Consider the following 15047-nt stretch of genomic DNA (forward strand, 5'->3'; position numbering starts at 1 on the left):
CTAGAAGATAAATTATGGCGTCGCATTACGAAGCACCTATTCGAAAGCCCTTAGTAGTCGGAGACAAAGGATACCACGATGTATCCGTTGATATTGCAGCTCCGGTAGAGGGAAAGGCCAACAAACAATGGTGGATTGTATTCTCCATTGCTTTGGTAGCATTCCTTTGGGGTTTAGGATGTATTATTTATACCATTTCCACAGGTATTGGGGTTTGGGGTCTTAACCGAACCGTAAACTGGGCCTGGGATATCACCAACTTCGTTTGGTGGGTAGGTATTGGTCACGCAGGTACCCTGATTTCGGCCGTATTGTTGCTCTTCAGACAAAAATGGAGAATGGCGATCAACCGTTCTGCTGAAGCGATGACCATCTTTTCCGTTATCCAGGCAGGTTTGTTCCCTGTTATCCACATGGGTCGTCCATGGTTGGGCTATTGGGTACTTCCCATCCCTAACCAATTTGGTTCGTTGTGGGTAAACTTTAACTCACCACTGCTTTGGGACGTATTTGCGATTTCAACCTACCTTTCTGTTTCGTTGGTATTCTGGTGGACAGGACTTTTGCCTGACTTCGCCATGATTCGCGACAGAGCGGTAAAACCATTCCAAAAGAAAATATACAGTCTGTTGAGCTTCGGTTGGACAGGTAGAGCCAAAGACTGGCAACGTTTTGAGGAAGTTTCCTTGGTATTGGCCGGTTTGGCGACACCTTTGGTACTTTCTGTACACACCATCGTATCCTTTGACTTTGCTACATCGGTGATTCCAGGATGGCACACGACCATCTTCCCACCGTACTTTGTTGCAGGTGCGATTTTCTCCGGATTTGCCATGGTGAACACGCTTTTGATCATCATGCGTAAAGTGTGTAATCTTGAAGCCTATATCACACTACAACATATTGAGTTGATGAACATCGTAATCATGATTACAGGTTCCATCGTAGGATGTGCCTATATCACGGAGTTGTTCATTGCTTGGTATTCCGGTGTGGAGTACGAACAATATGCCTTCTTGAACAGGGCTACAGGACCTTACTGGTGGGCGTATTGGTCCATGATGACCTGTAACGTGTTCTCACCTCAGTTCATGTGGTTCAAAAAATTGCGTACCAGCATTATGTTCTCGTTCTTCATCTCTATCGTCGTAAACATAGGAATGTGGTTTGAGCGTTTTGTGATCATCGTTACCTCATTGCACAGGGATTACTTGCCATCATCTTGGACCATGTTCTCCCCAACCTTTGTTGATATCGGAATCTTTATCGGAACCATAGGATTCTTCTTTGTGTTGTTCCTATTGTATTCAAGAACCTTCCCTGTAATCGCGCAGGCGGAAGTAAAATCCATCTTGAAGGCATCTGGTGAGAAATACAAAAAACTTCGCGAAGCAGGTAAACCGTTATATGAAATGCCTGCAAAAGGAGGAGCCCAAAAAGTGGATGAAGCTCCAAAAGTGGAAAAAATGGATGAAAAACAAGTGGCTTCACTGTTGGATTCCATCGGAACTTTTGATGCATCAAAAGAAACTCCGGACGATTTGAAAAAAGTTAAAGGTATCGGCCCACAAATGGAGCAGACCTTGAACCAGATAGGCATCTTTACATTCGCTCAGGTGAGTAAAATGACCGAAAAAGAATACGACTTGTTGGATTCCATCACCGGTTCCTTCCCTGGAAGGGCACAACGTGATGATTGGGCAGGTCAGGCAAAAAAATTAAACGATAAGAAATAGTTATGGCATCAAAAGTTATTCAGGCGCTTTACAATGATGACGATGTGTTGATGCATGCCGTAAAGAAAGTGAGGGCAGAGCACCATCATATTGAGGAAGTGTACACTCCATTCCCCGTTCACGGTCTAGACAAGGCCATGGGATTGGCGGATACCCGTATCGCTATCACCTCCTTTATGTATGGATGTTTGGGATTGACCGTTGCCATTGTTATGATGAACTACATCATGATTGAGGACTGGCCCCAAGACATTGGTGGTAAACCCAGCTTTAGTTATTTAGAAAACATGCCCGCCTTTGTGCCGATTATGTTTGAGTTAACGGTTTTCTTTGCAGCCCACTTAATGGTGATTACCTTTTACCTAAGAAGTAAAATGTGGCCCTTTAAACAGGCGGAGAACCCAGATGTACGTACAACCGATGACCACTTTTTAATGGAAATTGGGGTACACGATAATGAAAAGGAACTAACCGATTTGTTGTGGGAAACAGGTGCGGTGGAAATAAATGTTACAGAAAAGGAGTCTTAAAACTATGAAGCATTTAGGTAAAATAAGTGTTGTCTTGGTCTTGGTACTGTTAGTTGCGGCCTGCGCCGATAAAAACAGCCCCAATTACCAATATTTTCCAAACATGTACGAACCTGTAGGATATGAAGCCTACCAAGGTGTGGACAATGGGTTGTTCCCCGATGGTACAGAAGCCATGCTTCCGGTTGAAGGGACCATCTCCAGAGGATATATGCCCTACGAGTTTGAGAACACTCCAGAAGGTAAAGAATTGGCGCGATTGAACACAAGCCCATTGGATTCCTTGGAGGCCGAAGAAAACTTGGTGAAAGGAGCCGAATTGTATGCCATTTACTGTGCTATTTGCCATGGACCAAAAGGAGATGGACAAGGCAACTTGGTAAAACGTGAGAAAATATTAGGTGTTCCCAGCTATGATGATGTAGCTCGAAACATTACCGTGGGGACCACGTACCATACTATTTATTACGGATTGAATTCCATGGGATCTTACGCCTCTCAGTTCGCCAACGAAAAAGAGATGTGGCAGGTATCCGAATACGTAATGAAATTAAAGGAAGACCTAACAAAATAATTGGATAAGAGTTGATTATGTATACCTTTTCAAACAGACTAAAAATAGGATCTTTCATTGCCATGGGTCTTGGACTTATTTTATTGGCAATAGGTTTCGTATCCTCACCCTCAACCGTGGAAGAGGCTAAAGCTATTGTAGCAACCGCCCACGGAGATGGACATGGTGGAGGTCATGGAGAAGCTGCCGTTGAAGAACATGGTGGGTCTCAAGGCCACGGAGAAGCTACAGCGCATGGCGAAGAAGCTTCCCATGATGAAGGTCATGATGCCTCTCACGATGAGCATTTGTTGCACCAATTACAGAACAGACCTTGGTCTGCCCTGTATGTTGCCGCGTTCTTTTTCTTTATGATTTCATTGGGCGTACTTGCTTTTTACGCTATCCAACGCGCAGCGCAAGCAGGTTGGTCGCCATTGTTGTTTAGAGTGATGGAGGGGATTACCTCGTACATTGTTCCCGGAGGGATTATTGTATTTGTAATATTGTTGCTTTCCGTATTGCACATGAACCACATGTTTGTTTGGATGGATTCTGAAGTTGTGGCACATGACGAATTGCTACAAGGAAAATCAGGATACCTTAACCCAACCTTCTTTTTGATTCGTGCCGCAATCTTTTTGGGTGGTTGGATTTTCTACCGTGAATACTCTAGAAAATTGTCTTTGGCTCAAGATGAGTCTGATGATAACTCAAACTTTGTAAAGAATTTTAGATTTTCAGCCGGTTTCTTGGTATTCTACTTGGTTACCGAGTCCATGATGTCTTGGGATTGGATCATGAGTTTAGACCCTCACTGGTTCAGTACACTTTTTGGATGGTATGTATTTGCCAGTATGTTCGTTTCTGGTATCACTGTGATTGCCATGGTGAGCATATACCTAAAATCCAGAGGATATTTGGAAGTGGTGAACGATAGCCACATCCACGATTTGGCCAAATTCATGTTCGGTATCAGCATCTTCTGGACCTATTTGTGGTTCTCACAATTCATGTTGATTTGGTACGCTGATATCCCTGAAGAGGTTACCTATTATATTGCCCGTTTCCAAGACTATAAACTACCATTCTTTGGTATGTTGGTCATGAACTTTGTTTTCCCATTGTTGGTATTGATGAACAGCGATTACAAGAGGGTGAACTGGTTTGTGGTAATGGCCGGCATTGTGGTTTTGTTTGGCCACTATTTGGATATATTCAATATGGTGATGCCTGCTACCGTAGGAGACCAATGGTATATAGGATTACCTGAAATAGGTGGAATTTTGTTCTTTGGAGGACTCTTTGTTTACTGGGTGTTCAATACCCTGACCAAGGCTCCGTTGTTGCCAAAACGCAACCCATTTATTGAGGAAAGTAGACATTTTCATTATTAATACGATTTAAGTCTTAGATAGATACACGATGACTGCATTATTAACTTTGACTGTTTTAGTACTGGTGGCGATTGCAATTTGGCAAATGACCAAAATCTTTGAATTGTCCCAGCTAAGAACAGAACACGCTGAGATAGCAAATGACAATGACAATAAGAACAATGGCTATCTTATGTTTGCATTCCTGGTTTTCATCTATGGAATCACCATATTTAGTTTTGCAAAGTATTCAAAAGTTCTCTTGCCCGAAGCAGCATCAGCACACGGTGGGGAGTACGATCAATTGATGTGGGTATCCTTTGCCATCATTTTCTTTGTACAGTTCATTACACAAGCCTTGTTGCACTACTTTGCCTACAAGTACCGTGGTGAAAAAGGGAAAAAGGCACTTTTCTTTGCGGATAATGACCGTTTGGAATTTATCTGGACCATTATTCCCGTAATCGTATTGGCCGGTTTGATCCTTTGGGGATTGTACACGTGGTCCAACATTATGGATGTAAACGATGAAGATGACCCAATCGTAATCGAACTATATGCACAACAATTTAACTGGACGGCCCGCTATGCTGGTTCAGACAATGTTTTGGGTGATGCCAATGTGCGTTTGATTGATATTGATCGTGCCAACGTATTGGGATTGGATGAATCTGACCCTAACGGCGAGGATGATGTCATCGTTAAAGAATTGCACTTGCCAGTTGGTCGAAAAGTAAACTTTAAAATGCGTTCGCAGGATGTATTGCACTCTGCGTACATGCCACACTTTAGAGCACAGATGAACTGTGTTCCCGGTATGATCACGCAGTTTTCATTTACGCCTACCATCACCACGGAAGAAATGAGATTGAATCCTGATATTGTGGACAAAGTCAAAAGAACCAATGCCATTCGCGCTGAAAACGGAGCGGAGCCTTGGGAATTTGATTATGTGCTACTTTGTAACAAGATTTGTGGAAAATCCCACTACAACATGCAAATGAGGATTGTTGTGGAGACCGAAGAGGAATTCAACACTTGGATGGCAGAGCAAAAGACCTTTAAGGCAAGCATGGCACCCGCAGAATAATATTAGGCTAGGAAAAGAACCAAAATAAAATTTAAAAGAGATTATGTCAGCTACTGGACACGAACACGGACACGACGATCACGGGCATCATCATAAGGAGACTTTTGTAACAAAGTATATCTTTAGTCAGGATCATAAGATGATATCCAAGCAGTACCTTATTACGGGTCTTATTATGGGATTCATCGGTATTGCTATGTCATTGCTGTTTAGAATGCAATTGGCTTGGCCAGGGGAATCATTCCCAATTTTCGAAGCTGTGCTTGGAAAGTGGGCTCCTGATGGCGTTATGGATGCCGATATTTATTTGGCATTGGTAACCATCCACGGTACCATCATGGTCTTCTTTGTATTGACAGCCGGTTTAAGTGGTACCTTCAGTAACCTTTTGATTCCATTGCAGATTGGAGCTCGTGATATGGCATCTGGCTTTTTGAACATGGTATCGTACTGGTTGTTCTTCTTGTCCTCTGTCATTATGGTTACCTCTTTATTTGTAGAAGCAGGACCTGCCGCAGCTGGTTGGACCATCTATCCTCCATTGAGTGCTTTGCCAATGGCACAGTCTGGTTCTGGAGCTGGTATGACCCTTTGGTTGGTTTCTATGGCCATATTCATTGCTTCATCATTATTAGGTTCTTTGAATTATATCGTAACGGTGATTAACCTAAGAACAAAAGGAATGTCAATGACGCGTTTGCCATTGACCATCTGGGCTTTCTTTGTAACGGCTGTAATCGGTGTTATTTCATTCCCTGTACTACTTTCAGCAGCCTTATTGTTGATTATGGACAGAAGCTTTGGAACCTCTTTCTTCCTATCGGATATCTTTATCCAAGGTGAAGTATTGCACTATCAAGGTGGTTCACCCGTATTGTATGAGCACTTGTTCTGGTTCTTGGGCCACCCTGAAGTATATATTGTATTGTTGCCAGCGTTGGGTATTACTTCCGAAGTAATGTCAACCAATGCACGTAAGCCTATCTTTGGTTATCGGGCGATGGTGGCCTCCATTTTGGCCATTGCCTTCCTTTCAACCATTGTATGGGGTCACCACATGTTTATCTCTGGTATGAACCCATTCTTAGGCTCTGTATTTACTTTTACAACCCTTTTGATTGCGATTCCATCCGCGGTAAAAGCATTTAACTATATCACTACCTTATGGAAAGGTAATCTACAATTGAATCCTGGAATGTTGTTTTCGATAGGATTGGTTTCCACATTCATCTCGGGAGGTCTTACTGGTATTATTTTGGGTGACAGTACGTTGGATATCAACGTTCACGATACGTATTTCGTAGTAGCTCACTTCCACTTGGTAATGGGTATTTCTGCCTTGTACGGACTATTTGCAGGGGTGTACCACTGGTTCCCTAAAATGTTCCAAGGTAGAATGATGAACAAGAATCTGGGGTATGTCCACTTCTGGATTACCGCAGTGTGTGCCTACGGGGTATTCTTCCCAATGCACTTTGTTGGAATGGCTGGTGTACCAAGACGTTACTACCAAAACACCGCTTTCCCCATGTTTGATGAATTGACAAACGTTCAGGTGTTAATGACCGTATTTGCCATCATTGCTGGATTGGCGCAGTTGGTGTTTATCTACAACTTTATCTCTAGCATTTTCTATGGTAAAAGAGGTCCTGCCAACCCATGGAGCTCCAATACCTTGGAATGGACAGCACCACAAGAGCATATTCACGGGAACTGGCCAGGTGAAATTCCTCATGTATATCGTTGGGCTTACGATTATAGTAAGACTTATGAAAATGGAGAATATATCATTGCCGGTCAGGATTTTGTTCCGCAGAACGTTCCATTACAAGAAAACGAAGAAGAACTCAACCATTAATGAGTTTCTTTTAAAAATATACGGCCCATCCAAAAGGATGGGCTTTTTTTTGGTATATGATTGAATCACAATAGTTAGCGGTAATTGTAATATCTTTAGGCTACAATACCCCAAAAAAAGAACCGTGAAAAAAATACTTGTCGTACTACTGCTCATAGTTCCCATGATTATATCGGCACAGCGAAAGCCTAGGATAAAGGGAAGTCGAATTGTAACCGAAGTGAATGAGGAACTTCCACCCTTCAATGCTGTTGTCCTTAATGACAATTTGGATATTGTTTTGAAAAAATCCTTCGGGCCAGGCTATGAACTCGTTGCTGATGACAACCTTATTGACATCCTAAAATTTGAAGTACAGGATGGCACGTTGGTCATCAGTTCCTATTATGATGTCACTGCGAAGAAACAACTGGATATCACCGTGACCTATACCGAACTCAGGGCGATAACTGTAAAGGATGGAAGCATTCGGTCTGAAGATGTCATTCAAAGTGATGAGCTTTTTGTAGATGGATTCAACAACACCCGATTGGATATTAAGGCTAGTGCCTCGGTGATGGATATCAATTTAGAGAACACAAGCCATGGTGATTTTAATGTGGATGTCGATTCGTTGAACATCACCATTGGAAATAGGGCAGATGCTTACGTCTATGCTGTAAATGAAACCAGTTTGGTGGATTTGGAGAATGATGCCTCTCTGACTTTGGAGGGAACCTCGAGTACCATTCAAGCACGCTTGGTCGGTAATTCAAAATATAGAGGGGAAACTATGGAAGCTGGAATGGTTAAGGTGACCATGGAAGACGACCCATCTGCCAATGTCTACGCCCATAGTAATTTTGAGCTTAGTGCCAAAGGAAGGTCCAGAGTCTATCTGTACGGCACACCAAAAGTTACCATCTTGGAGTTTTTGGATACCGCACAGCTCATTAAAAAGGAGGAGTAACTTTATTTCACGATAGGAGCCGTCAAACAATGCGCCGGAATGCCAAACCCATCTACCAAAACCTCAACATGAGGTCGTAGTTCCGTGGATAATCGTTCCACACGTTGACGGATGGCCTTGGATTTGGTACTTCCAATATAGCCCTGTTCCAAATACCATCTCGCATCAGAATGAATTTCATCAAGGGCGTACAACGTCCCCAATTTTTCCAATAGACTTTTGTATTCCTCATCCTGAATCTTGGAACAAAAATCCGTAAATACCGAATACGCCAGTTCAACACTGTACGCCTTTCCCAACGCCAACAAATGGGTCTGTACCTTTAAAAAAGCTTGGTAGGATGGAATCCCTTTTTTGATATAGCTTCGGATACGCATGGCCAGCGTATACGTCAATCGACGGGTTCGGTAATTAAAGGCGTGTTTATGGAACTTTGGATTGTACAAATGTTCCGCGTCCACTTTATTCGAATACAGCGGATTGATGGCGGTCAATTTATCCGAAAGTTGACTTTGCAATAATTTAAGCACGGATGCAAACCCGGCACTATTAAACTCCGCCTTAAAATCGGATAGGACGCCTTTGGCAGCCAATTGCAACAGCACGGTATTGTCCCCTTCAAACGTTGTGAATATATCCACATCACCTTTAAGGTCAGCAATTCTATTCTCCAATAAATACCCTTTTCCGCCACACGCTTCACGGCATTCTTGGATGGTTTCGTTCGCGAACCACGTAATCACCGATTTTAAACCAGCCACTTGGGTTTCAATTTCCCGTTTGTCTGGTTGGGATTCATCGCTGTATCGTTGCATCATTTCTTCCAAAGTGATGTGGTAGACATAAGCACTGGCCACGGCAGGGGTCAACCGCAATTGGTGGGTAGGGTAGTCCATGATCAAATCCTCTTGAACCTTGACACTATCATTGAACTGTCTGCGATTTAACGCATACTTTACCGCAATGGTCAAGGCCATTTTGGCACCCCCAAGTGCCCCTCGTGCCACACAAATCCGTCCGCCGACCAATGTGCCCAACATGGTAAAGAAGCGTTTGCTGGGGTTTTTTATCGACGAAAAGTAAGTGCCATCAGGTTTGATTTCTCCATACTGGTTCAAGAGGTTTTCCCGCGGAACGGATACACTGTTGAACCAAATCTTACCATTATCCACGCCGTTAAGACCAAGCTTATAGCCATTGTCCTCAATAGTGATGCCTTCAAGCAATTCATGGTTTTCGTTTCGAAGCGGAACCAAAACGGCATGCACCCCTTCATTTTTTCCATTCACGATGAGTTGGGCAAAAACCGTCGCTATTTTGGAATGTAACGCGTTGCCGATGTATTCCTTGTTATCATTTTTTCCTGGAGTATCGATTACGATGGAATCCGTTGATGGATCGTAAGTAGCCGTGGTTTTGATACCACGGACGTTGGAGCCGTGACCGGTTTCCGTCATGGCGAAGCAGCCCAATAAATTGGTAGTTCCCGCATCGGAGAGGTATTGGTCATGGTGTTTTTTGGTGCCCAATTTTTGAATACTGCCTCCAAAAAGGCCAAACTGCACCCCGAACTTTACAGCGAGACTACCTTCAACAAACATTAAATGTTCAAAAATGGCCGCATAGGCGGGCATGTTTCCAGTCCCACCATATTCAGGTGGATACGCCATGGCGCCATAGCCTTTTTGGCCCAAAACCTGAACTTGCTGCAACACTTTTGCCCGAAAGTCTTCCTTATCTCTTTGAATATCCCATCTAAAGATGGGTTGGTCCAAGAAGCTCCGAAATTCATCAACCACTAAGGCATGGGGACCTTTTAAAAGGGTGTCCAACACATGGGCATCATACTGGTCCGAAGTTTTCTCATGAACCACTTCCACTTCAAATAAATGGTTGTAATGGTTGGGCTGAATCCCCAAATTAATTTCAATATGCTTTAAATGGTCATTAAATCCAAAACCATCAGCATGGGAATTTGCCAAACGTTGACTGAGCGAGGATAGGGGGTATGTATCACTTTCAATAAGTTTAACGCCAGAGTTGGTAATGGTTTGTTTCCACGTTTTGATCTCATCATCAGTGGGTGGATTTTCCCGATTTAGCCAAATCCGGAGCTGTTTTTTTTCATTGGGATCCAAGGATGCATCTTCATCAATGGTATTCTCAACAACGGAAATTTCAGAGGCGGACAACAGGTCATCCGACCAAATGACATAAAAAAAAGGGATGTACTGTAAAATCCCCAGCGAATAATCTGTGGTAACCATAAACTTTGGGTTGAGGCACGGCCTTCTATTTTCAGAATAACTAAGGTAAGGCTTAGATTTTTAAGATGTGCATTCAGGCTCATGTCGTTTTCAACTATATTTGTTAAGCGATGAATGAAAATTTAGACCCGACCGCAGAGAATTTTTCCCAAGAAGAGCTGGATATCGAAAGAGCGCTCAGGCCCATCACGTTTGATGATTTTACAGGTCAAGCACAGGTGTTGGAAAACTTGAAGGTTTTTGTGAAGGCAGCCAATTTGCGTGGAGAAGCCTTGGACCATACACTGTTTCATGGCCCTCCTGGATTGGGAAAGACCACTTTGGCCCATATTTTGGCCAATGAATTGGGGGTGGGAATCAAAGTCACTTCCGGTCCCGTTTTGGACAAACCAGGGGATTTGGCTGGACTGCTCACCAATCTTGACGAACGTGATGTTTTGTTCATTGATGAAATCCATCGATTAAGTCCCATTGTGGAAGAATACCTATATTCCGCGATGGAGGATTACAAAATTGATATTATGATTGAAACGGGTCCCAATGCCCGAACCGTTCAAATCAATCTAAGTCCATTCACATTGATAGGTGCCACTACACGCTCTGGCTTGCTCACGGCTCCTATGCGAGCACGATTTGGTATTCAAAGTCGATTGGAGTATTACAATACGGAATTACTGTCAACCATTGTGGAACGAAGTGCCGAAATCCTAAAAGTGCCCATCACCCAAGAGGCAGCTATAGAAATTGCTGGGCGGAGTAGAGGTACGCCAAGAATTTGCAACGCTTTGTTGCGAAGAGTCCGGGATTTTGCCCAAATTAAGGGTAATGGAAGTATTGATATGGATATTTCAAGATTTGGTCTAAAAGCCTTAAATGTGGATGCCCATGGGTTGGATGAAATGGACAATAAAATCCTAACCACCATAATTGATAAGTTCAAAGGTGGGCCCGTAGGAATCACTACACTAGCAACTGCAGTATCGGAAAGTGCGGAGACCATTGAGGAAGTATACGAGCCTTTTTTGATTCAGCAGGGATTTATTATGCGTACTCCACGAGGGCGTGAGGTTACGGAGCTTGCCTATAAACATTTGGGTAAGCTAAAAGATAATAATCAGAATAAATTATTCTAAAATTTAGCGTTCTACACAATAGGTCAAGCGAATTGTACAATTGTGAATTCCCGTGTTTTTCTTGTTTGTAACATTGCCGCGATTTAATCAAAAAACAATGAGAACACACAGAAACCTTGCAATTTTTTTGGGCTTAATCGGCCTATTGACCCTTCTTGATTCATGTCAACAGAAAAAGGAAAAACCCCTTGAGGAAGTAGCGGAAAACCAAATTCCTACAGAAGATTTGGTTACACATGGAAAATATATGGTGGACGTTTTGGGCTGCGCAGATTGCCATACTCCAAAGAAAATGACCGATAAAGGCCCGGTCTTTGACATGGAGAAATATTTAATGGGTTACGATTCCTCCCAAGAGATGCCCCCAGTTCCTGAAAATGTACCTATTGGACCTTGGGTGCTTTTTAAGGGAGATCTAACAGCGGCTGTGGGACCATGGGGAACCTCTTTTTCAGGCAACTTAACACCACATGGAACAGGAATTGGCAACTGGACATTGGAGCAATTTACAAAGGCTTTGCGTGAGGCCAAGTATAAAGGAATGGACAATACCCGACCATTAATGCCACCAATGCCTACCAACTATGCTAACCTAAAGGATGCGGATATTGAGGCGATTTTTGTCTATCTGAAGTCCATCAAACCTATTGAAAATGTGGTTCCGGGATACCAACCGCCAACATCATAACTGTAATTTTTCACATAATTCATCAATCAAGAAGCAAACGGGGCCAAGTGCTCCGTTTGTTGTTTTTGTACAATTTGTTTTCGCTGAACATAATCAATAATGGCACATCCCTATTTTAAAAAATAGGTATTTTTGGGCGTGTCTAAGATAACAAATACACAATTGATCAAGACCGAAGCCAAGCGCCTCGGTTTTTTGTCTTGTGGTATTTCCAAAGCACAATTTTTGGAGGAAGAGGCACCCCGATTGGAGAAATGGCTCAATGAGAATAGGCATGGGGAGATGCAATACATGGAGAACCATTTTGATAAACGCTTGGACCCGACCAAGTTGGTGGATGATGCCAAATCCGTAATTTCCTTGCTGCTGAACTATTTCCCTTCCGAAGAACAAAATCCGGAATCCTATAAGATTTCCAAATATGCCTACGGAATGGATTATCACTTTGTGATAAAGGACAAGCTCAAAAGTCTATTGCAGTTCATTCAGGAGGAAATAGGGGATGTGTATGGTAGGGCCTTTGTGGATTCTGCCCCAGTTTTGGACAAAGCATGGGCGGCCAAGAGTGGTCTCGGCTGGATAGGGAAGCACAGTAATCTCCTCACCCAACAAGTAGGTTCTTTTTACTTTATTGCGGAACTTATTGTGGATTTGGAACTGGAATATGACACACCTGTCATGGACCATTGCGGTACCTGCACAGCCTGCATTGATACCTGCCCCACGGGAGCTATTGTGGAGCCGTATGTAGTGGATGGCAGCAAATGCATTTCCTATTTTACCATTGAGTTGAAGAATGAGATACCATCAGAATTTCATGGAAAGTTGGATGAATGGATGTTTGGCTGCGATGTGTGCCAGGATGTGTGTCCTTGGAACCGATTTTCCAAACCGCATCAGGAACCTTTGTTCAATCCAAACCCAGAATTACTGTCCTTTACTAAAAAAGATTGGGAAGAAATCACGGAAGACGTCTTCAAAAAAGTATTTCAGAAATCAGCCGTAAAACGGACCAAACTCTCCGGTCTAAAGCGTAATATTGATTTTATCAAAGAATAAATGTGGCTTAGTTAAAGCTTTATCTAATAATTTCGAGTGTCGATGCGAAAAAATACTATCTTATTGCGGTATTTTTTGAAGAATTCGTACTTTTTCTAAGCTCAAATTAAAAACTAACTAAACTCACACAACGATGAAGATTACCAAACCAAGGTTAAACTTCTGGCAAATCTGGAACATGAATGTTGGGTTCTTCGGGATTCAATTCAGTTTTGGACTACAACAAACAGCCGTTAGCCCAATATTTTCATTTTTGGGTGCGGAACATAACGAGCTACCCTTATTGAATCTGGCCGGTCCGGTCACCGGATTGTTGATTCAGCCTATCATTGGGGCCATATCGGATAAAACCTGGTCACCCAAATGGGGCGGTCGCCGAAAACCCTTCTTTTTAATTGGAGCCATTCTCGCTAGTTTATGTTTGTTTGCTTTTCCCTATAGTCCAGAGTTATGGTTTGCCGTAGGATTGTTATGGATATTGGATGTGGGTAATAATACGGCCATGGAACCCTATAGGGCTTTTGTGGGTGATAAGCTTCCAGACAGCCAATTGACGTTTGGGTACCAGATGCAGAGTTTGTTTGTTGGAGCTGGGATTACTTTGGCCAATTTATCGCTGTTTGCCTTTCAGCACTGGTTTAGTACATCGGCCGAAACCGGAGGTCTTTTTGATACTACCGCTGAGACGGCTTCCGCCATACCAACTTGGGTGTATTATTCTTTCTTTTTAGGAGCTTTGGCCTCCATTGGAACCGTAATGTGGTCGGTATGGAAAACACCAGAGATTCCCCCATCGGCTGAAGAGTTGGAAGAAATAAAACAACATAATGAAGGTACGCCTGCGCCAATCATCCAGATATTGAGCGTACTCTTCGTTATTTTTTCTGTGCCCTTATTGCTTGGGTATTTGGTAGCCGAATTGTACCCCTATTTATGGTCCAACATCAATCTTTGGGTCATTGTTGTATTGGTGTTTGCCTTTTTGTGGTTGTACATGTTGTATCGAATCATCAAAAGAAATCCCGATAATAAATCCATAAAAAAGTTGGGGGACACGCTGAGCCCTTTACTTGAAGCCGCCGAAGCTATCGGCATCATGCCCAATTTTCTTTGGAAATTGGCGGCGGTTTACTTTTTTCAATGGTATGCCCTGTTTGTGTACTGGCAATTTATGCCCCCTATGTTGCGAAGCAGTTTGTACGGAATAACCAATGAGGACCATGAAAAATTTGAGTCGATAATGAGTTCGTTTCGTGGTGGAGCCCAAATTAGTGCGGAAGATATGTCCTTTGCGGAACATATTCAATCCTTGGCGGAACAAGCCCTCGGACATGCCGGGCTAATGAACGGCACCTACAATTTTGTGACCATGTTAGTAGCATTGGCCTTGGTGCCCATTGCCTCAAAGATTGGGTCCAAACTGGTCTATGTACTTTGTTTGTTCCTTACAGGTATAGCCATGTTGACCATGCCTTTTATTACAAATCAATGGATGCTATTGGCTCCGATGGTTTTATTCGGAATTGGTTGGGCCGCAATGATGGGGATTCCCTATGCCATGGTTTCCAAGGTCATTCCAGAAGAACGTAGAGGGGTGTATATGGGAATCGTAAATATGATGATTGTAATTCCCATGTTGATTCAGACCGTAAGTTTTGGTCCCATCATCAAGAATTTGATGAGCAACAGTGCCATCAATGCCATTTTGTTCGGAGGGGTATTCTTTGTTATTGCAGGGTTATTGGCCATGCGCCTCAATCTCCCAAAAGACAAACAGGATTCGGAACTTGATACCGAAATCCCATAAT

At 43.0% G+C, this 15047-nt stretch carries 12 protein-coding genes; 11 read left to right on the forward strand and 1 reads right to left on the reverse strand.

Features of this window, described 5'->3' with window-relative positions:
- Positions 1-14 precede the first annotated feature (14 nt).
- The 7 genes from nrfD to ACFSJE_RS13565 all read left to right on the forward strand — a co-directional run bounded on the left by nrfD (position 15) and on the right by ACFSJE_RS13565 (position 8092).
- Complete coding sequence (nrfD, locus tag ACFSJE_RS13535; protein WP_379831500.1) at positions 15-1736, forward strand: NrfD/PsrC family molybdoenzyme membrane anchor subunit; 1722 nt, start codon at positions 15-17, stop codon at positions 1734-1736.
- 2 nt (positions 1737-1738) lie between these two features.
- Positions 1739-2266: a DUF3341 domain-containing protein gene (locus ACFSJE_RS13540; RefSeq protein ID WP_379831501.1), complete on the forward strand. Its 528-nt coding sequence runs from the start codon at positions 1739-1741 to the stop codon at positions 2264-2266.
- Positions 2267-2270: 4 nt separating this feature from the next.
- Positions 2271-2840, forward strand: a complete 570-nt coding sequence (locus tag ACFSJE_RS13545) for a c-type cytochrome (protein WP_379831502.1) — start codon at positions 2271-2273, stop codon at positions 2838-2840.
- 17 nt (positions 2841-2857) lie between these two features.
- Positions 2858-4216: a quinol:cytochrome C oxidoreductase gene (locus tag ACFSJE_RS13550; protein ID WP_379831503.1), complete on the forward strand. Its 1359-nt coding sequence runs from the start codon at positions 2858-2860 to the stop codon at positions 4214-4216.
- Between the two features lie 28 nt (positions 4217-4244).
- On the forward strand, positions 4245-5285 hold the full coding sequence (locus ACFSJE_RS13555) for a cytochrome c oxidase subunit II (protein WP_379831504.1): 1041 nt from the start codon (positions 4245-4247) through the stop codon (positions 5283-5285).
- A gap of 43 nt (positions 5286-5328) precedes the next feature.
- Positions 5329-7143 (forward strand): cytochrome c oxidase subunit I, encoded by a 1815-nt coding sequence (locus ACFSJE_RS13560; protein ID WP_379831505.1) that lies wholly within the window; start codon positions 5329-5331, stop codon positions 7141-7143.
- Positions 7144-7267: 124 nt separating this feature from the next.
- Positions 7268-8092, forward strand: coding sequence for a GIN domain-containing protein (locus tag ACFSJE_RS13565; protein ID WP_379831506.1), 825 nt, complete (start codon positions 7268-7270; stop codon positions 8090-8092).
- 2 nt (positions 8093-8094) lie between these two features.
- On the opposite strand, the gene ACFSJE_RS13570 is transcribed toward ACFSJE_RS13565, so the two are convergent.
- Positions 8095-10359 (reverse strand): acyl-CoA dehydrogenase family protein, encoded by a 2265-nt coding sequence (locus ACFSJE_RS13570; protein WP_379831507.1) that lies wholly within the window; start codon positions 10357-10359, stop codon positions 8095-8097.
- 110 nt (positions 10360-10469) lie between these two features.
- Between ACFSJE_RS13570 and ruvB the strand changes: the two genes are divergently transcribed.
- The 4 genes from ruvB (at position 10470) to ACFSJE_RS13590 (ending at position 15046) form a co-directional block, all read left to right on the forward strand.
- Positions 10470-11492: a Holliday junction branch migration DNA helicase RuvB gene (gene ruvB / locus ACFSJE_RS13575; RefSeq protein ID WP_379831508.1), complete on the forward strand. Its 1023-nt coding sequence runs from the start codon at positions 10470-10472 to the stop codon at positions 11490-11492.
- A gap of 97 nt (positions 11493-11589) precedes the next feature.
- Positions 11590-12180: a c-type cytochrome gene (locus ACFSJE_RS13580; RefSeq protein ID WP_379831509.1), complete on the forward strand. Its 591-nt coding sequence runs from the start codon at positions 11590-11592 to the stop codon at positions 12178-12180.
- Between the two features lie 138 nt (positions 12181-12318).
- Positions 12319-13239 carry a tRNA epoxyqueuosine(34) reductase QueG gene (gene queG / locus ACFSJE_RS13585; protein WP_379831510.1) on the forward strand — a complete coding sequence of 307 codons (921 nt, stop codon included), beginning with the start codon at positions 12319-12321 and terminating at the stop codon, positions 13237-13239.
- 133 nt (positions 13240-13372) lie between these two features.
- Positions 13373-15046, forward strand: coding sequence for an MFS transporter (locus tag ACFSJE_RS13590; RefSeq protein ID WP_379831511.1), 1674 nt, complete (start codon positions 13373-13375; stop codon positions 15044-15046).
- Position 15047 lies beyond the last annotated feature (1 nt).

It is taken from the genome of Flagellimonas iocasae (assembly GCF_042682725.1).
GTDB lineage: Bacteria > Bacteroidota > Bacteroidia > Flavobacteriales > Flavobacteriaceae > Flagellimonas > Flagellimonas iocasae.

Coding starts and splice junctions, on each gene's coding strand:
- nrfD (WP_379831500.1), top strand. CDS start 15: ATGGCGTCGCATTACGAAGCACCTATTCGAAAGCCCTTAGTAGTCGGA.
- ACFSJE_RS13540 (WP_379831501.1), top strand. CDS start 1,739: ATGGCATCAAAAGTTATTCAGGCGCTTTACAATGATGACGATGTGTTG.
- ACFSJE_RS13545 (WP_379831502.1), top strand. CDS start 2,271: ATGAAGCATTTAGGTAAAATAAGTGTTGTCTTGGTCTTGGTACTGTTA.
- ACFSJE_RS13550 (WP_379831503.1), top strand. CDS start 2,858: ATGTATACCTTTTCAAACAGACTAAAAATAGGATCTTTCATTGCCATG.
- ACFSJE_RS13555 (WP_379831504.1), top strand. CDS start 4,245: ATGACTGCATTATTAACTTTGACTGTTTTAGTACTGGTGGCGATTGCA.
- ACFSJE_RS13560 (WP_379831505.1), top strand. CDS start 5,329: ATGTCAGCTACTGGACACGAACACGGACACGACGATCACGGGCATCAT.
- ACFSJE_RS13570 (WP_379831507.1), bottom strand. CDS start 10,359: ATGGTTACCACAGATTATTCGCTGGGGATTTTACAGTACATCCCTTTT.
- ruvB (WP_379831508.1), top strand. CDS start 10,470: ATGAATGAAAATTTAGACCCGACCGCAGAGAATTTTTCCCAAGAAGAG.
- ACFSJE_RS13580 (WP_379831509.1), top strand. CDS start 11,590: ATGAGAACACACAGAAACCTTGCAATTTTTTTGGGCTTAATCGGCCTA.
- ACFSJE_RS13590 (WP_379831511.1), top strand. CDS start 13,373: ATGAAGATTACCAAACCAAGGTTAAACTTCTGGCAAATCTGGAACATG.